Here is a 16,705-nt window from a genome sequence, read left to right as displayed (position 1 = left end):
CAGGCCGCGGGTTCCGGAGAACGTAGACTGGAGACGCGAATGGGTCGACTGGACGGTCGCGTTGCGGGCAACCGCACCGAGGAACGTCCGGGCTCCTCAGGGCAGGACGGTGGGTAACGCCCACCCGGAGCAATCCGCGAGAAAGTGCCACAGAGAGTAGACCGCCCCGCAAGGGGTAAGGGTGAAAGGGTGGTGTAAGAGACCACCGGGGGCCATGGTGACATGGCCCGCCAGGTAAACCTCGTCCGGAGCAAGGTCAGACAGAGGATGTTGACGCGGCTCGCCGAGTCCTCGGGTAGACCGCTAGAGTGCCACGGCAACGTGTCGCCGAGAGAGATGGCCGTCGAAGGGGCGAAGAACCCCGGAACAGAACCCGGCGTACAGGTCGGCCCATTCGCATTCACGATCTGATCAAGTTCATTTTGATTCTGTACGTCGAGCTGGCGCCTGGGGACCTCGCAGCGACATGCTCGGCGTCCGCTGCTGGTTCGCGGGCCGGGTGCCCGGTAGCGTTCGTTCATGTCGTACCGCACCCCCGCCGCGACCACGGCGCTTCTCTTCGGCTTGTCCGCCGCAGTGCTCACCGGCTGTGGCGCGCCGACCCCGGGAGTCATCGAGCCACCTGCTGAGGCGCAGCCCACCCTGGCGCCGAGCACCGAGCCGACGTCGGGCGCCGACCCGGCCCCCGCGGCGACACCCCAGTGCCGGCGGCCAGGCGGAGATGGGACGATCTCCAACGGCGAGCCGCTGAACGTCGGCCTGTACGACGGCATGGTCGACCTGGGACCGCGCGTAGGAGCGAATGGGACCGTCGCGTCCGCGGATGACGGCTCACTCGCGTCGTACGTGGTCGCGTCGGGTGACTACAAGGATGCGATCCTCGAACGGCTCTGTCTCGGCCCGTACTCCTACGAAGCGCTGAATGCCGTTCGTCGCGGGAGCCTGCACTCTGTCGACCCTACGAACCAGACGTACCTGACCCCGCTCTACGCCGGTGACACGCTGAACCTCAGCCCGTACACGATCACGAGCGTGGGGGACGTGAACGGCGAGGTGCATTCGTATGAGACCGTGTTCATCCTGCCGCCGCAGCGCTGAGCGCATCGGACCTTTCGCGCAGGATCGGTCGTCTCCTCCCCAAAGGGTGAGCTCGGCATTCCGGTGCGAAGAGCATCTTGCTAGCTTCTGCTCCATCGTGCACGAATCGACGGAGGAGATCTCATGACGAAGAAGCCCAACATCATCCTGTTCATGTCTGACGACGTCGGCTGGGGTGATCTCGGATGCTACGGAGGCGGGGAGAACCGTGGTGCCCCGACTCCGAACCTCGACCGACTCGCTGCCGAAGGCCTGCAGTTCATGTCGTTCTACGGGCAACCCAGCTGCACCCCGGGGCGCGCTGCCGCGCTGACGGGGCGCCTGCCGATCCGCAGTGGCATGACCACGGTCGCGTTCCCCGGGGACGGCGGAGGTCTCCCTGCCCCGGAGTGGACGCTGGCGAGCGTGCTGAAGAAGGCCGACTACAACACGTGCCACATCGGGAAATGGCATCTGGGTGAAGCGGACTACGCCATGCCCACCGCGCACGGGTTCGATGAGATGTACAACACGACCCTCTACCACCTGAACGCCTACACGTACACGGACAAGGGCTTCAACCCGGACTTCCCGTTCGACGACGAGGCGACCATGAAGATGTGGGGCAACATCATCGGGGCGCTCGACGGAAAAGCAGGCGAGGCGCCCACCGAGGTGGAGAAGCTGGATTCGGCGAACATCCCGTTCATCGACGAGAAGTCCACCGACCACGCGCTCGGCTACCTCGAGGCGCACGCAGACGACGATGAGCCGTTCTTCCTGTACCTGAACACGGCGAAGCTGCATCAGCCGAATCTCCCGCACCCCGACTTCGAGGGGGCTTCGATGGGGAAGTCGAAGTTCCTCGACTCGCTCGTCGAACTCGATCATCGAGTGGGAGCTGTCATCGACAAGGTACGTGAACTCGGGATCGCCGAGGACACGCTGGTCGTGTGGACGACGGACAACGGGGCCTGGCAAGACGTCTACCCCGACTGCGGGTACACGCCGTACCGCGGCACCAAGGGCACGGACTACGAGGGTGGCAGTCGCGTCCCCGCCATCGCGTGGTGGCCCGGGACGATCGAAGCCGGCCGCCGCAACTCCGAGATCGTGGGATCGCTCGATCTCATGGCGACGTTCGCGGGTCTGGCGGGCGTGGAGCTCCCCACCGAAGACAGGGAGGGCGAGCCCACGATCTTCGACAGTTTCGACCAGTCGGCGCTGCTGAAGGGGGAGGCAGGCTCGGCCAGGGACCACTGGCTCTACATGACCGAGACAGAGATGATTCCCGGAGCTGTACGGGTCGGAAAGTGGAAGGCGATCTGGAACGTCCGAGACCAGTGGCGAGGACCGTCGTCGTACACGGCGATCGTCCCCGAGCTCTTCGACCTCTGGCAGGATCCGCAAGAGCGCTACGACATCTTCATGACCAGCTTCGCGGAGAAGACATGGCAGGCACCGCAGATGGCCGCCCGCCTGCTGAGCGTTCTCCCGAGCTATCAGAAGTACCCGAACCGACCGCTGCAATCGGCCGGGATCAGTTACGCCATGTTCGATGTCGAGGACGCTCAGGTGCAGCAGCAGATCCAGAAGATGCTGCACGGCCTGACGTCGAGTGCCTGACGCCGCCTCAGACCGACGAAGGCCCCGATGACTGCATGGTCATCGGGGCCTTCTGCGTCAGGATGTGCGCGGATCAGTCGCCGGCGAGAGAGGCCGCGCCGATGATGCCCGAGTTGTTGCGGTGGATCGCCGGGACGATCGGCGTCTTGAGGTCGAGCAGCGGGAGGAAGTCTCCGGCGTTCTTCGACACGCCGCCGCCGACCACGAACAGGTCGGGGCTGAACAGGAACTCGATGTGCGAGTAGAACGCCTGCAGGCGCTCCGCCCACTCGGCCCAGCTGAGCCCCTCGCGCTCACGCGCAGAGGTCGCTGCATACGTCTCGACCGACTCGTACTCACGGAAGTTCAGGTGGCCGAGCTCGGTGTTCGGAAGGAGCACGCCGTCATTGAGGAACGCCGATCCGATCCCGGTGCCGAGCGTGGTCAGCAGCGTGAAGCCGCGGACGTCCCTGGCTGCACCGTGGCGCGCTTCGGCGACGCCGGCCGCGTCCGCGTCATTCACGAACACGATGTTGCGACCGAGTCCGTCGCGGAAGAACCGCTCGGCATCGAAGTCGACCCATTCCTTCGACACGTTCGCAGCGGAGAGCGTCTTCCCGCGCTTGACGATCGCCGGGAAGGCGACGCCGAGCGGCAGCGTCGAGTCGTCCACGTCGAGTGTCTTCAGGACGGTCTGCACCGCCACGAGGACGTCCTGCGGCGATGCGCCCTCAGGGGTGGGGACCCGCACCCGGTCGGACGCCATGATGCCGTGGTCGAGGTCGACGATTCCTGCTTTGATTCCCGTGCCGCCGATGTCGACGCCGATCGCTTTTGCCATGGGGGATAGCTTAGCGACCGCGGTGCGCGCCAGTAGGATCGATGACATCACGTGAAGAAGGGGCAGACATGACTGACGGCGACCACAAGTACTGGTACAACTCCGAGACCGGTGAGATCGAGTTCGGCATGATCTCGCCATCCATCGACCGCATCGGTCCGTTCGACACGGAGGCTGAGGCCCGCCGTGCTCCTGAGGTCGTCAAGGCGCGTTCGCGCGCCTGGGCTGAGGAAGAAGCCGTCGAGCAGGGCTGGGATGTCAAGGGCGACGCAAAGGGCCAGGGCGCAGAGTAGTCATGGACAAGCAGAGGGACTTCGTCCTCCGGACCATCGAGGAGCGCGGCGTCAAGTTCGTTCGGCTGTGGTTCACCGATGTGATCGGCACTCTCAAGTCGGTGGCGATCGCCCCGGCCGAGGTCGAGGGGGCGTTCGCGGAGGGCATCGGGTTCGACGGCTCTGCGATCGAGGGGCTGACTCGCACCTACGAGTCCGACCTGCTCGCCCAGCCTGATCCGACGACGTTCCAGACTCTTCCCTGGCGTGGGGAGATCGATCCGACCGCGCGTATGTTCTGCGACCTGACGACACCTGACGGACAGCCGGCCGTCGCCGATCCGCGGCATGTGCTCAAGCGCACGCTGGCCAAGGCTGCCGACGCCGGATTCACGTTCTACACGCACCCGGAGATCGAGTTCTATCTGCTGAAGTCCTCCTCGTTCGGACCCGACGGCCCGGTGCCGGTCGACTCGGCCGGGTACTTCGACAACGTTCCCGGCGGCACGGCGCACGACTTCCGTCGCCGTTCGGTGCGGATGCTCGAAGACCTCGGCATCTCCGTCGAGTTCAGCCATCACGAGGGCGGCCCTGGTCAGAACGAGATCGACCTCCGTTACGCCGACGCGCTCACGACGGCCGACAACGTCATGACCTTCCGCACGGTGATCAAGGAGGTGGCGATCGAGCAGGGCGTCTACGCGACGTTCATGCCGAAGCCGCTCAGCGGCCAGCCCGGCAGCGGCATGCACACGCACATGTCGCTGTTCGAGGGCGATCAGAACGCGTTCTACGAGGAGGGCGCGAAGTACCAGCTCTCGAAGACAGGGCGGCACTTCATCGCAGGGCTCCTCAAGCACGCGAACGAGATCTCCGCGGTCACGAACCAGTTCGTGAACTCGTACAAGCGACTGTGGGGCGGCGACGAGGCTCCGAGCTTCATCACCTGGGGCCACAACAACCGTTCCGCGCTCGTGCGTGTGCCGATGTACAAGCCCAACAAGGGGCAGTCGTCGCGCGTGGAGTACCGTGCGCTGGATTCGGCCGCGAACCCGTACCTGGCGTACGCGCTCATGCTCGCCGCAGGGCTCAAGGGCATCGAAGAGGGCTACGAGCTTCCGCCCGAGGCAGAGGACAACGTCTGGGCGCTCAGCGATGCCGAGCGACGGGCATTGGGCTATTCGGCACTGCCGGCGAGCCTCGACCACGCGCTCGAGTACATGGAGGCGTCCGAACTCGTCGCCGAGACGCTCGGGGAGCAGGTGTTCAACTACGTGCTGCTCAACAAGCGCAAGGAGTGGGAGGCCTACCGCGGTCAGGTCACTCCGCTTGAGCTGAAGAACAACCTCGAGCTTCTCTGAGGGGCGTGCATGGCCCGTCCGGACGATTCGGTCTCGCTCTCGGCGCTGGCCAGGCTCGGGTTCGCCGAGCTGAGCGAGGCCGCCGCATCCCTCTCGGAGCTGGCGACGATCCTCGATCAGCCACGCTCGGTGCTGCTCGAGGCTGCGGACGCCGCAGATCCAGACGCTGCGGTGCGTGGGCTCCTGCACGTGGCGCGCAGAGACGCGACACCGTTGCGGTCGCTGCTCGGTGACGAGCAGACGCGTCGGCGGGTCTGGCGGGTTTTCGGCGCCTCGGAAGGACTCGCCGAGTTCTTCCTTCGTCATCCGGAGCAGCTCTCCGTCCTCGAGGAGCCGATCACGGGTCTGCCGTCGGCAGAGCAGCTGCAGGAACGTCTGTTGGCTTCGGTCGGTGCGCACGACGGTTTCGCCGAGTCAGGTGACGACGACGCGGTCGTCGCGATCCGGGTCGCCTATCGTCGCAATCTCGCGGCCATCGCCGCATATGACCTCTCGCATCCAGCTCCTGAGACTGTCGTCGCAGAGGTGTCGGCGACTCTGGCCGACATCGCGGGTGCCGCCCTCGAAGCGTCGCTCGCGGTGGCCAGAACACGGCTGCAGGAGTCGATGGGCCGCGAGGAGGTCGCGGCCACCCGCCTCGCGATCATCGGCATGGGAAAGGCCGGCGCGCGCGAGCTGAACTACGTCAGCGATGTCGACGTGATCTTCGTCGGGGGAAGCAGTGATGAAGATCGGGTGAGCGAGGCTCGTGCGATCGACATCGCGACGCGCCTCGCCCGCGAGACAATGCGCAACCTCGACGCGATCGAGGTGGAGCCGGCCCTGTGGGAGGTGGATGCCGCGCTCCGCCCCGAGGGAAAGCAGGGGGCGCTGGTGCGTTCTCTCGCATCGCATCTGGCCTACTACGACCGCTGGGCGAAGAGCTGGGAGTTCCAGGCGCTGCTCAAGGCGCGTCCGCTCGCGGGGGACGCCGAGCTCGGAGCCGAGTACATCGCAGCCGTGCAGCCGAAGATCTGGTCGAGTGCCGCAAGGCAGGACTTCGTCGAGAGCGTGCAGCGCATGCGCGAGCGCGTGATGGAGCACATCGACCCGGAGGATGCGCCGTATCAGTTGAAACTCGGCGCCGGCGGCTTGCGCGACATCGAGTTCACCGTGCAGCTGCTGCAGCTCGTGCACGGTCTCACCGATGAATCCCTGCGTACCCGTGGCACGCTCGAGAGCCTCGATGCGCTCGTCGAAGGCGGCTACATCGGACGGGTCGATGCGGCCGCGTTCGCCGACGACTACCGACTTCTCCGCCTCATGGAGCATCGTCTTCAGCTACGCGAGCTCAGTCGTACGCACCTCATGCCTCGCACACCCGCCGGTCTCCGGATCCTGGCGAGAGGCACGGGGCTCGCCGAGAGCGGCGAGGGTGTGTGGGCGCGGTGGGAGAGCGTACGACGCGAGGTGCGTGAGATCCACACGCGCCTGTTCTACCGCCCGCTGCTCAGCGCCGTCGCTGGTCTTCCGGAAGAGGAGCGCACGCTCTCGGCCGCGCAGGCGCACGACAGGTTGGCTGCGATCGGCTTCCGCGATCCGGCTGGAGCCCTGCGTCACATCGGTGCCCTCACGAGCGGGCTCAGCCGTAAGGCGACGATCCAGCGGCATCTGATGCCCATCATGGTGCGCTGGTTCGCCGACGGCAGCGACCCCGACTATGCACTCCTCGCCTTCCGCCGCATCAGCGAGCGCCTCGGTGACACCCCCTGGTTCCTCCGGATGCTGCGGGACTCCTCAGGCGCAGCCGAGAGCCTCACGCGCCTGCTGTCGTCTTCGCGCTACATCGGCGAGCTGCTGGAGTGGATCCCCGAGTCGGTGGCGTGGCTGGACAGCACGGGACGTCTGCGTCCCCGAGGCGCGGCCGCACTGGACGAGGAGGCCCGTGCGATCCAGACGCGGCACGAGACGATCGGCGACGCCCTTCGTGCGGTCAGGGCCCTGCGGCGACGGGAGCTGCTGCGCACGGCCATGGGAGCCGTCCTGGACGTTCTCACGATCGAAGAGGTCGCCGCAGCTCTCACCGAGATCACCGAGGCGACGATCCAGGCCGCCCTTCGCGCAGTGATCCGCGATGTGGTCCCGCCGGAGGACGAGGCGCTCGACTTCGCGGTCATCGCAATGGGACGGTTCGGCGGCGCGGAGCTCGGATTCGGCTCGGACGCCGACATCCTCTACGTGTACGACGCGAACGGCGTCGACTCCCAGCGCGCCCAGAAGCTCGCAACCCAGATCGTGGCGGGTCTTCGCGAGCACCTGACGGATCATCGCCTTCCGCTCGACCTCGATGCCGACCTCCGCCCGGAGGGACGCAACGGACCGGTCGTGCGATCGATCGAGGCTTACACCGAGTACTACCGGCGCTGGTCGCTGTCGTGGGAGGCTCAGGCTCTGCTCCGCGCCCGCGGCGTGGCCGGGAGCACCAAGTTGATCGAGCGCTTCACGGCGCTTGCCGACACGATCCGTTACCCGGAATCCGTCGATCTGCAGGGCACGCGTGAGATCAAGCGCATCAAGGCCAGGGTCGAAGGGGAGCGTCTGCCGCAGGGAGCCGACCCTCGACGACATCTGAAGCTCGGTCCCGGCTCGCTCAGCGATGTCGAGTGGCTCGTGCAGCTGCTGCAGCTGCAGCACGCTCACGCCGTGCCGGGATTGCGCACCACCTCCACCCTCGGAGCTCTGGATGCCGCCGTCGCGGCGGAGCTCGTGGCAGAAGACGACGCCGTGCGTCTTCGAGAGGCCTGGCGCCTTTCGAGCCGGCTCCGCTCGGCGATCACACTGCTGACCGGGCAGACCAGCGACGTCCTTCCCGCAGATCGACGGCAACTCGATGCGATCGGACGGCTGCTCGGCTATCCCGATCGTTCGGCGAGCGAGCTCGAAGAGGACTATCTCGGTGTGACCCGACGGGCACGGAAGACGTTCGAGCAGCTCTTCTACGGCTAGCCGCCAGGCCGAGTTTGCGGTAACGGCTGGTGTGACCCAAGCTGGCGATATGACCCACGCACGCATCGGCATCGTCTGGAATCCATCGAAGGTCGACGATAAGGTCCTGCAGGACGGGGTGGGTCGTGTGTTCGACGACCAGTACGACATTCGCTGGTGGGAGACGACGCCGGACGACCCGGGGCGCGGCATGGCGCGCGAGGCACGTGAAGACGGTCGCGACATCGTGATCGCGGTCGGCGGAGACGGCACCGTCCGTGCGGTCGCCGAGTCGCTGGCCGGTTCAGATACTGCGCTGGGAATCGTGCCGCAGGGGACGGGAAACCTCCTCGCGCGGAACCTCGAGGTGCCGCTGAACAACGTGTCGGCGGCGCTCGAGCGGGTGCGTGACGCAGAACCCCGTCGCATTGACCTGGGCTGGGTCTCGTACGAGGGCACCGAGCATGCCTTCGCCGTGATGGTCGGTTTCGGTGTCGATGCGCAGATGCTGGTGGAGACCGATGACGACCTCAAGTCGAAGGCGGGGTGGCTCGCGTATGTGGAGGCGATGGGTCGCGCCCTCGCCGGCACGGAGATGACCGACATCACTCTCGCCATCGATGGTGAGAAGGCGGTCGCAGTCCGTGGCCACACAATGCTCATCGGCAACTGCGGAATGGTCCAGGGTGGCATCCGCCTGCTCCCGGACGCCGTCCTCGATGACGGCAAGCTCGACGTGCTCATGATCAGTGCCGACGGTGCGCTGCAGTGGCTGGATACCCTGCGCTCCTTCGTCTGGGACAACGGCATCCGTCGTCTCTTCGGCGCCACCGACGAAGCCGTCAGCACCGAGTCAGCGCGTCACCTGCCCGTCGAGAACATCTCGGTGGAGCTGAAGACGCCTCTTGTCTTCGAGATCGACGGCGAGGAGATGGGCGAGGTCTCCGCGTTCGACGTACGGGTGGACCCAGGCGCCCTGCTCGTTCGCTGAGCACCGTCGACTTCGTGAACAGGTCGCCGGGACGGCTCACACGGTGGCAGCAGGGGGAACGATCTTCCGGTCCTGCGCGGGGAACGTCACCTTCTGCACGATGATGATGATGCTCGCGGCGACCGGGATCGCGACGAGCGCGCCGAGGATTCCGCCCAGCGCGGCACCCGCGACCGCGGCGATCACGACGAGTGCGCCAGGCACGGCGACAGCCTTGCTCATGATCCGCGGTGAGAGCACGTATGCCTCGATCTGCATGTAGATGAGGTAGTAGATGATCGCGATCAGGGCGGTCAGGGGCGAGACGAAGAGGCAGATCAGCGAGTTGATGATCGACGCGGTCAGCGTTCCGACCAGAGGGATCATCGAGCCGATGAATGCGATGAGCGCGAGTAGCGCCGGCACGGGGGCACCGATGATGCTGAGGAAGATGAGGCTCAGGATCCCGTTGACGAGGGCGAGGCTCACCTGGCCGATCACGTACCGGCCGACAGCACCCGAGACGTCTTCCAGCAGGCCGCTGAAGGTGTCGCGCTGGTATGCGGGGACGAAGCGGGCTGCGACGTGCTTCATGCTCCGCAGCGACGCCATGAAGTAGAGCGTCAGGATCAGCACGATCGTGATCCCGGTGAAGCCGCCGGCGATACCGGCACCGACCGCGAACACGCCACCGCCGATGTCGACGAAGTTGCCCGGGTCCTTCACGAAGCCGAGCACACCCTGCACAGCATCGTCGATCGTGGAGCCGAACTGGCCGCTGATGTCTTTGAACCAGGCGCTGGCCATGAAGTCCTCGATCATCTTCGGTCCGTCCTTGACCAGATTGGTGATCTGTTCGACGAGGATCGGGACGATGGCGAGGATGATGCCGGCGAAGGCGAGGATCACACCGGCCACGACGATGGCCACGGCGGCGGGGCGCGGGAGCTTCTTCTCGATGAACCTGACGATGGGGTCGAGGCCGAGCGCGAGGAACACCGCGACGCCGATGTAGACGAGCACCGTCGCGAGCTGACCGACGACGCTGCCGATCCCCAGCGCCACCAGCACCCCGAGCGCGCCGAGCAGCCCGAACATGAACGGGTTGGTCCTGGCGTATGCCGCGACCGCATTGGAAGGCTGTGACGGGGCGGCCTCGGCCGCCGTTCGAAGCTCGGTGTTCGTGGTCACTCTTCTACGGCGCATGATTCCCCCGGTCGATGGTCAGACTCATCAGTTGATCACCCTGATGACGCGCGGTCAAGCCGGTGGCGCGGCGTGGCGATGCCTGGGCTGTCACCGTACGTCGGCGGTGTGCACGGCGGCACGTCGCGAGGTGACTCCGAGCTTGCGGTAGATGGAACGGATGTGCGTCTTGACGGTGGGGTAGGCGACCCCGAGGCGTGTGGAGATCTCCTCAGCGGTCATCGTCGTGCGCAGATAAGCGAACACTTCGCTCTCTCGAGGAGTGAGGACACCCGTCAGACGCCGTGCCAGCTCCCCGCGTCGTTCGAGGACCAAGCCGAGGAAATCGTCGTGGCGGGAGCCTCGATGCGCGTGGGCGCTGAGGAGGTCGCCGATGAGTGGGTCATCGGAGAGGAAAGGGGCGAGGATCCGCTCGGGAGCGGCGGCTTCGAGCGCTCGGTCGAGGTGCTCGTGGGCAGCGGTGCCGTGACCGGAAACGGCACGGAGGGCAGCGGTTGTGATCAGCGTGCTGACCCGCGCATAGCGGGGCAGGGGCCCGGCCGTCGCCAGCCGGAGCGCCTGGGCGGCAAGTGCGGGCTCACCGAGAACACGATAGAGCTCGGCGAGCACCGCATGGGCGACGGCGGCGCCCGGACGGGTGAGCGCAGGAGCAGCGATGGTCCGAGCACGGCCGTCGTGCCCTTCGGCATGAGCGAGCAAGGCGGAGATCACCCGACGCAGCGTGTCCCAGGGGATGCCGTGCTTATCGGCCTTGCTCACTCCTTGGAGCAGGCCGGACGCCATGTAGTAGCGGTCCTCGCGCTTCAGCGCCACGAGGCCCATCACCAGATAGAGACGGGCGAGGGCTTCGAAGTTGTTCCCAGGGCCGCTTTCGATGACGACCGAGTCGAGCATGGCGATCGATTCGTCGAAGTCCCCACGCCAGTAGGCGATCGTTCCGCGATTGGCCTGGGGGAGCCCGCCCTCGAAGAGATCCCAATCGGAGAGCGAGGGCGACACGGGCAGGGCATCGAGGGTCTGCTCCGCCTCGGTGAAGAGGCCGGCGTGGGTCAACGCGAAGGCGAGGTTGGACTGTGCGAGTCGGAAGGTCTCGGCCCGTCCGTGCAGGCGCGCCTCGTCTGCTGCAGAACGGAGCAGACCGATCGCGTCGGCGAGATCGCGTCGGAGGCGGACCTCGGTCCAACCGAGCAGGAAAAGCGCGGACGGGTAGTCGTCCTCGGACCCGCACCGGGTCAGAGCATCGCGCGCGCGGTCGGCGGCGGCCGCCTTCGTCGGAGTATCGGCCGCGAGAAGGAGCTCGGTGAAGCACACGACGAAGTCCTCGTCGGCGATGCGCAGTCCCTGGCCCCGGAGGAAGGCGGCGCCGTGCGAGTCGCCGAGGAGGTCACGGCAGCAGGCGCGGATGAGAAGCACATGCGCGTCGTGTGGGTCGGGATGGGCGAGGCAGAGCTGTTCGAGCTCCCGAGTGCGGGATTCGAGGATGAGGCGCAGCCAGTTCCGGCGCAGGGCGGTAGGCGCGAGCTCCGGATCGGCGGCGGAGAGGTCCTCTCGGACGGCGTCGATCACGGGACAACGATATCGGCGCCGCGACCATCGAGGGTCCCGGATTACTGGAGATCTCATCCGGCGAGGATGAGATCTGCGTTCCGGCCGTGACGGAGTCGCCAGACTTTCAAGGAAGCTCGCTCCTGCGGAGTCACTCTCCGAGCGCGAGCACCCGACACTGAACTTCATCCTCGCGGAACGCACTGTGCTCCACGAGAGAAACGGATTCTGACTGACATGCTCTTCTGGGAAACGCTCGGCTGGATGCTCTGGGCGACCGTCTTCATCGGCTACCTGTTCGCTCTGTTCGCGATCATCGGAGACCTGTTCCGCGACCGCGGACTCAGCGGATGGTGGAAGGCGGTCTGGGTCGTCCTCCTGATCTTCCTCCCGTTCCTCACAGTGCTGGTCTATCTGATCGCCCGTGGTCAGGGCATGGCCGAACGGAGCAGCAAGGCGGCGCGAGACGCGGAGGATGCTACCGAGTCGTACATCCGTCAGGTCGCGGGAAAGACCCCGACTGAAGAGATCGAGGCCGCTGCAGCGCTCCGAGACGCAGGCTCGATCAGCGCGGAGGAGTTCGAGCGCCTGAAGGCGAAGGCACTCGCCTGACCCTCATCCGACCACGACAGCAGGGAACACGATGTCTGCAACGAAAGTGAATGTCCGCAACTTCGCACGGGCCGAGTCCGATCTCATGTTCTCCCGGCTCGCGGCCGGCATCGGCCTCGGAACCTGGAATCACACCCGGGGTCTGAAGTCGCTCGACGACCAGCCCATCATCCGGCAGAACCGAGACACGCTCTACAGCAGCGCCATCATCGATGTGCGCGACGACGTCACGCTCACCTTGCCTGATGCCGACGGGCGGTACATCTCCGCGTTCATCGTGAATGAGGATCACTACGGGCCGCTGCTGCTGCGCGACGCCGGCGAGCACGTGCTCACGCGCGAGATGGTCGGCACCGACTTCGCTGCGGTCCTGGTGCGCATCCTCGTCGACCCGAACGACCCAGCCGACGTCCACGAGGTGAACCGTCTGCAGGACGACGTCCTCCTCGCGGGCGGGGGAGCGGGCGAGTTCCCGCTCCCGGCGTATGACGAACCCTCCCAGATCGAGACGCGGGACGCGCTCCTCGTTCTGGGACGCGGCATCTCGACGTACGATCGCGCATTCGGAACGAAGGACGAGGTCGACCCCGTCATGCACCTGCTCGGTGCCGCGGGCGGCTGGGGTGGGCTTCCCGAATACGAGGCCACGTATGTCAGCGTCGACGACGGCCTGCCCGTCGCCGACTACCGGCTTCGGTTGAAGGATGTCCCCGTCGATGCCTTCTGGTCGGTATCGCTGTACAACGCCGCCGGCTATTTCGAGCCGAACGATCTCGGTACGAACAGCATAAACAGCCTGACAGCCGTCACCGACGACGACGGGGGAGTCACGATCCATCTCGGTGCGCACCCTGAAGGCAGACCGAACGCGCTGCCGATCATGCCGGGATGGAACTATACGTTGCGGCTCTATCGACCGCGCCTTTCGGTTCTCGACGGCACCTGGGTCGCCCCGCGGCCCGAGGCGATCTAGGTGACGTACGGTGTCGACCGCAGTGACGGAACGACCGCTGGAATAGGAGATGACCCGATGAAAGCCCCACTCGATCGCCGGATCCCGCTCCACAGTGCGCCCAACCTGCGTGACCTCGGTGGCCTGCGCACGGTAGGCGGCGTCGTCCGATCAGGCGCCGTGTACCGCTCGGCGACCCTCGCCCGGCTCCAGGGGGACGACCTGGAGCCGTTCCGCCGGCTCGGCATCACGACGGTCTACGACCTGCGGACCGCCGGAGAACGCGGCGCGTCGCCTGATCAGCTGCCCGAGGGTGTGAAGCTCGTGGCATTGGACGTCCTGGCTGACAGCACCACCGATGTCGCGGCGGGTGTCGGTCAGCTCGCCGGCGACCCGGCAGCACTCGCCGCTTCACTCGGAGATGGCCGTGGCGCCGCCCTCATGCGGGACTCGTATCGCAACATCGTGAGTCTGCCGTCTGCGCTTCGCGCGTACCGGTCGTTCTACTTCGATCTCATCGATCCGGCACGCTCAGGCGCCGCGCTGTTCCACTGCACGACGGGGAAGGACCGCACCGGATGGGCTGCGGCATCGCTCCTCCTGCTGCTCGGCGTCAGCGAGGAAGATGTGCGCGCCGACTATCTCGAGACGAATGCCGACCTGCTCCCCGCGCTGCAGCCGCTCCTGGCTGCCGCGGCCGAGAAGGGTGTCGACACTCAGCTTCTCCTCCCGGTACTCGGTGTGCGCGGCGAGTACCTCGATGCGGCGATGGACGAGGCGCGGTCACGATTCGGCAGCATCGAGGGCTACGCCACCGTCGGGCTCGGCCTCAACGCGTCGGATCTGGATGCTCTCCGGCGCAGGTTCGTCATCCACCAGGGCTAGAGCCCTCGCCAGCACCGAAAGGGCTCCATCGTGAATCCGCAAGATGTCCTTCCCTTCCCACCGACACCGTCCGCGAGCACCGCAGGTCGGACCATGCAGGAGTCCGTCTACGGCCAGCGTGTCGCACCATCGCGACTACCCGACGATGCACCCAACATCCTCATCGTCCTGATCGACGACGCCGGCCCAGGCCTTCCCGACACCTTCGGTGGTGAGGTGAGGACCGATACCCTCTCCCGCGTCATCGACGAGGGGATCGGCTTCAACCGATTCCACACGACGGCGATGTGCTCTCCCACCCGTGCTTCGCTGCTCTCCGGCCGGAACCACCACCGGATCGGGAACGGGCAGATCGCGGAACTGGCCAATGACTGGGACGGCTATGCGGGGGAGATCCCACCTTCCAGCGCGCTCGGTGCCGAGGTGCTGAAGGACTACGGGTACTCGACGGCGGCTTTCGGCAAGTGGCACAACACCCCCGCGATCGAGACCGGAGCGATCGGTCCGTTCCACAACTGGCCGTCCCAGATCGGGTTCGAGTACTTCTACGGGTTCCTCGCCGGCGAGGCCTCGCAGTACGAGCCCAACCTGGTTCGCAACACCACGAGCGTCCTGCCCCCCAAAACGGCCGAAGAGGGATACCACCTCAGCGAGGACCTCGCGGATGACGCCATCGGCTGGCTCCGCGATCACAAGGCACTGGCACCGGACAAGCCGTTCTTCCTGTACTGGGCGTCGGGGGCGCTGCATGGCCCGCACCACATCATGAAGGAGTGGGCGGACAAGTACGCCGGACGATTCGACGGCGGCTGGGACGAGTATCGCGAGCGCGTCTTCGAGCGTGCGAAGGAGAAGAACTGGATCCCCGAATCCGCAGAGCTGACCGCACGCGATCCGCGGATGCCCGCGTGGGACGACATCCCGGAGGACGAGCGGGAGTTCCAGGCTCGGCTGATGGAGGTCGCGGCCGGCTTCGGTGAGCACGCCGACGTGCAGGCGGGGCGCGTCATCGATGAGATCGAGGCGCTCGGATACGGCGACAACACGCTGATCCTGTACATCTGGGGTGACAACGGCTCCTCGGGTGAGGGGCAGAACGGCACCATCAGCGAACTCCTCGCCCAGAACGGCATCCCCTCCACGGTGCGGATGCATATCCAGGCCATGGACGAGATGGGCGGCCTGGATGCACTCGGCACCGCGAAGGCCGACAACATGTATCACGCTGGCTGGGCATGGGCCGGAAGCACGCCCTACAAGGGCATGAAGCTGCTGGCCTCCCATCTCGGGGGCACACGCAATCCGATGGCCGTGCGGTGGCCGGCACGCATCACTCCCGATGCCACTCCGCGTTCCCAGTTCGTGCACTGCACCGACATCGTCCCCACCATCTACGACCTGCTGGGCATCAGCCATCCACGACAGGTCCGCGGCGTGCACCAGGATCCGATCGACGGAACCAGCTTCGCCGCAGCGCTGATCGATCCGGAGGCTAAGGAGACGCATCTCACGCAGTACTTCGAGATTCTCGGCAGCCGGGCCATCTATCACGACGGGTGGATGGCATCAGCCTTCGGTCCACGGGCACCTTGGGTGCCGGGTCTACCCGAGGGGATCGCCGACTGGACGCCCGACCATGACACCTGGGAGCTGTACCACCTGGCGGCGGATTGGACGCAGGCGCACGACCTCGCCGACGATCACCCGGAGAAGCTGGCACAGCTCAAGGAGCTCTTCGCCATCGAGGCGGCGAAGAACAGCGTCTATCCGGTCGGCGGCGGTCTGTGGGTGCCGATCTATCACCCCGAGCTCCGGATATCGACGCCGTACCGGAGCTGGAACTTCACCGGCAGTCTTCGACGCATGCCCGAGTTCATCGCGCCGGCTCTGGGGAATCGTGCCAACGTGGTGACGATCGATGCGGACATCCCTGAGTACGCCGATGGTGTGCTCTACGCTCTGGGCGGCGCCGGCGGCGGACTGACCTGCTACCTGGACGACGGCTACCTCTGCTTCGAATACAACACCTTCATCATCCACCGCACCAAGATCCGTTCCGAGGAGCGCGTGCCTTCAGGGCGGGCGGAGATCGTCGTCGAGACGGCCTACATCGAGCCGCGCCCGACGGGACCACTGCGCATCGACATCTCGATCGATGGTCGCCAGGTTGCGACCGGCACGGTGCCGGTCAGCGTCCCGCTGCTGTTCACCGCGAACGACTGCCTCGACATCGGAATCTGTCTCGGCGGCTCCGTCTCGCTCGACTACTTCGACCGCGCTCCTTTCGCCTTCACGGGTGAGATTCACTCCGTCGACGTGAGGTACACGAACTGACCTACGCCCGCCGATGCCCGGACGCGGAAGAGCCCGCCCCAGCAGAAGCTGAGGCGGGCTCTTCGCGATGCGCCGAGGTCT

13 protein-coding genes and 1 other RNA gene are annotated in these 16,705 nt (G+C 66.2%); 11 read left to right on the top strand and 3 right to left on the bottom strand.

Translation table 11 applies throughout. The annotated features are described in order from the left end of the window. Window positions 1-40: 40 nt before the first annotated feature. The 3 genes from rnpB (at window position 41) to ACIQTX_RS12525 (ending at window position 2,703) form a co-directional block, all read left to right on the top strand. An RNA gene (gene rnpB / locus ACIQTX_RS12535) (RNase P RNA component class A) lies at window positions 41-397 on the top strand. Between the two features lie 122 nt (window positions 398-519). Beyond that, a complete protein-coding gene (locus ACIQTX_RS12530; RefSeq protein ID WP_402972464.1) occupies window positions 520-1,098 on the top strand; it encodes a hypothetical protein in 579 nt (192 codons plus the stop codon). Between the two features lie 123 nt (window positions 1,099-1,221). Beyond that, window positions 1,222-2,703, top strand: a complete 1,482-nt coding sequence (locus ACIQTX_RS12525; RefSeq protein ID WP_402972462.1) for an arylsulfatase — start codon at window positions 1,222-1,224, stop codon at window positions 2,701-2,703. 73 nt (window positions 2,704-2,776) lie between these two features. On the opposite strand, the gene ppgK is transcribed toward ACIQTX_RS12525, so the two are convergent. After that, window positions 2,777-3,523: a polyphosphate--glucose phosphotransferase gene (gene ppgK, locus ACIQTX_RS12520; RefSeq protein WP_028501734.1), complete on the bottom strand. Its 747-nt coding sequence runs from the start codon at window positions 3,521-3,523 to the stop codon at window positions 2,777-2,779. Window positions 3,524-3,591: 68 nt separating this feature from the next. Here ppgK and ACIQTX_RS12515 point away from each other — a divergent pair, with 68 nt between their 5' ends. Genes ACIQTX_RS12515 through ACIQTX_RS12500 form a run of 4 tightly spaced genes read left to right on the top strand, consistent with a single transcriptional unit; the run spans window position 3,592 to window position 9,111 of the window. Then, complete coding sequence (locus tag ACIQTX_RS12515) at window positions 3,592-3,816, top strand: hypothetical protein (protein WP_036273930.1); 225 nt, start codon at window positions 3,592-3,594, stop codon at window positions 3,814-3,816. A 2-nt stretch (window positions 3,817-3,818) separates the two neighbouring features. After that, a complete protein-coding gene (glnA, locus tag ACIQTX_RS12510) occupies window positions 3,819-5,156 on the top strand; it encodes a type I glutamate--ammonia ligase (protein WP_017830463.1) in 1,338 nt (445 codons plus the stop codon). Window positions 5,157-5,165: 9 nt separating this feature from the next. Next, window positions 5,166-8,141: a bifunctional [glutamine synthetase] adenylyltransferase/[glutamine synthetase]-adenylyl-L-tyrosine phosphorylase gene (locus ACIQTX_RS12505; RefSeq protein ID WP_402972459.1), complete on the top strand. Its 2,976-nt coding sequence runs from the start codon at window positions 5,166-5,168 to the stop codon at window positions 8,139-8,141. A 49-nt stretch (window positions 8,142-8,190) separates the two neighbouring features. Continuing rightward, on the top strand, window positions 8,191-9,111 hold the full coding sequence (locus tag ACIQTX_RS12500; protein WP_402972457.1) for a diacylglycerol/lipid kinase family protein: 921 nt from the start codon (window positions 8,191-8,193) through the stop codon (window positions 9,109-9,111). Window positions 9,112-9,147: 36 nt separating this feature from the next. Here the strand turns inward: ACIQTX_RS12500 and ACIQTX_RS12495 are convergent, their stop codons facing one another. Both ACIQTX_RS12495 and ACIQTX_RS12490 read right to left on the bottom strand, forming a co-directional pair. Then, window positions 9,148-10,281 (bottom strand): AI-2E family transporter, encoded by a 1,134-nt coding sequence (locus ACIQTX_RS12495; protein ID WP_402972455.1) that lies wholly within the window; start codon window positions 10,279-10,281, stop codon window positions 9,148-9,150. Window positions 10,282-10,386: 105 nt separating this feature from the next. Then, on the bottom strand, window positions 10,387-11,862 hold the full coding sequence (locus tag ACIQTX_RS12490; RefSeq protein WP_402972453.1) for a LuxR C-terminal-related transcriptional regulator: 1,476 nt from the start codon (window positions 11,860-11,862) through the stop codon (window positions 10,387-10,389). Window positions 11,863-12,078: 216 nt separating this feature from the next. Between ACIQTX_RS12490 and ACIQTX_RS12485 the strand changes: the two genes are divergently transcribed. The 4 genes from ACIQTX_RS12485 to ACIQTX_RS12470 all read left to right on the top strand — a co-directional run bounded on the left by ACIQTX_RS12485 (window position 12,079) and on the right by ACIQTX_RS12470 (window position 16,624). Then, on the top strand, window positions 12,079-12,453 hold the full coding sequence (locus ACIQTX_RS12485) for a PLDc N-terminal domain-containing protein (protein ID WP_402972451.1): 375 nt from the start codon (window positions 12,079-12,081) through the stop codon (window positions 12,451-12,453). A gap of 31 nt (window positions 12,454-12,484) precedes the next feature. Next, window positions 12,485-13,426, top strand: coding sequence for a DUF1214 domain-containing protein (locus ACIQTX_RS12480; RefSeq protein WP_402972449.1), 942 nt, complete (start codon window positions 12,485-12,487; stop codon window positions 13,424-13,426). A 57-nt stretch (window positions 13,427-13,483) separates the two neighbouring features. Continuing rightward, entirely contained in the window at window positions 13,484-14,290 is an 807-nt protein-coding gene (locus tag ACIQTX_RS12475) for a tyrosine-protein phosphatase (RefSeq protein ID WP_402972447.1), read from the top strand. A gap of 93 nt (window positions 14,291-14,383) precedes the next feature. Further along, entirely contained in the window at window positions 14,384-16,624 is a 2,241-nt protein-coding gene (locus ACIQTX_RS12470) for an arylsulfatase (protein WP_402972445.1), read from the top strand. The last annotated feature ends 81 nt before the right edge of the window (window positions 16,625-16,705 follow it).

This window comes from Microbacterium sp. NPDC090281 (assembly GCF_044769635.1).
GTDB lineage: Bacteria > Actinomycetota > Actinomycetes > Actinomycetales > Microbacteriaceae > Microbacterium.
This window is presented reverse-complemented; position numbering and strand designations above follow the sequence as displayed.

What these genes read in the sequence shown, in the direction of transcription:
- ACIQTX_RS12530 (WP_402972464.1), top strand. Translation starts at nt 520, where the DNA reads ATGTCGTACCGCACCCCCGCCGCGACCACGGCGCTTCTCTTCGGCTTG.
- ACIQTX_RS12525 (WP_402972462.1), top strand. Translation starts at nt 1,222, where the DNA reads ATGACGAAGAAGCCCAACATCATCCTGTTCATGTCTGACGACGTCGGC.
- ppgK (WP_028501734.1), bottom strand. Translation starts at nt 3,523, where the DNA reads ATGGCAAAAGCGATCGGCGTCGACATCGGCGGCACGGGAATCAAAGCA.
- ACIQTX_RS12515 (WP_036273930.1), top strand. Translation starts at nt 3,592, where the DNA reads ATGACTGACGGCGACCACAAGTACTGGTACAACTCCGAGACCGGTGAG.
- glnA (WP_017830463.1), top strand. Translation starts at nt 3,819, where the DNA reads ATGGACAAGCAGAGGGACTTCGTCCTCCGGACCATCGAGGAGCGCGGC.
- ACIQTX_RS12505 (WP_402972459.1), top strand. Translation starts at nt 5,166, where the DNA reads ATGGCCCGTCCGGACGATTCGGTCTCGCTCTCGGCGCTGGCCAGGCTC.
- ACIQTX_RS12500 (WP_402972457.1), top strand. Translation starts at nt 8,191, where the DNA reads ATGACCCACGCACGCATCGGCATCGTCTGGAATCCATCGAAGGTCGAC.
- ACIQTX_RS12485 (WP_402972451.1), top strand. Translation starts at nt 12,079, where the DNA reads ATGCTCTTCTGGGAAACGCTCGGCTGGATGCTCTGGGCGACCGTCTTC.
- ACIQTX_RS12480 (WP_402972449.1), top strand. Translation starts at nt 12,485, where the DNA reads ATGTCTGCAACGAAAGTGAATGTCCGCAACTTCGCACGGGCCGAGTCC.
- ACIQTX_RS12475 (WP_402972447.1), top strand. Translation starts at nt 13,484, where the DNA reads ATGAAAGCCCCACTCGATCGCCGGATCCCGCTCCACAGTGCGCCCAAC.
- ACIQTX_RS12470 (WP_402972445.1), top strand. Translation starts at nt 14,384, where the DNA reads ATGCAGGAGTCCGTCTACGGCCAGCGTGTCGCACCATCGCGACTACCC.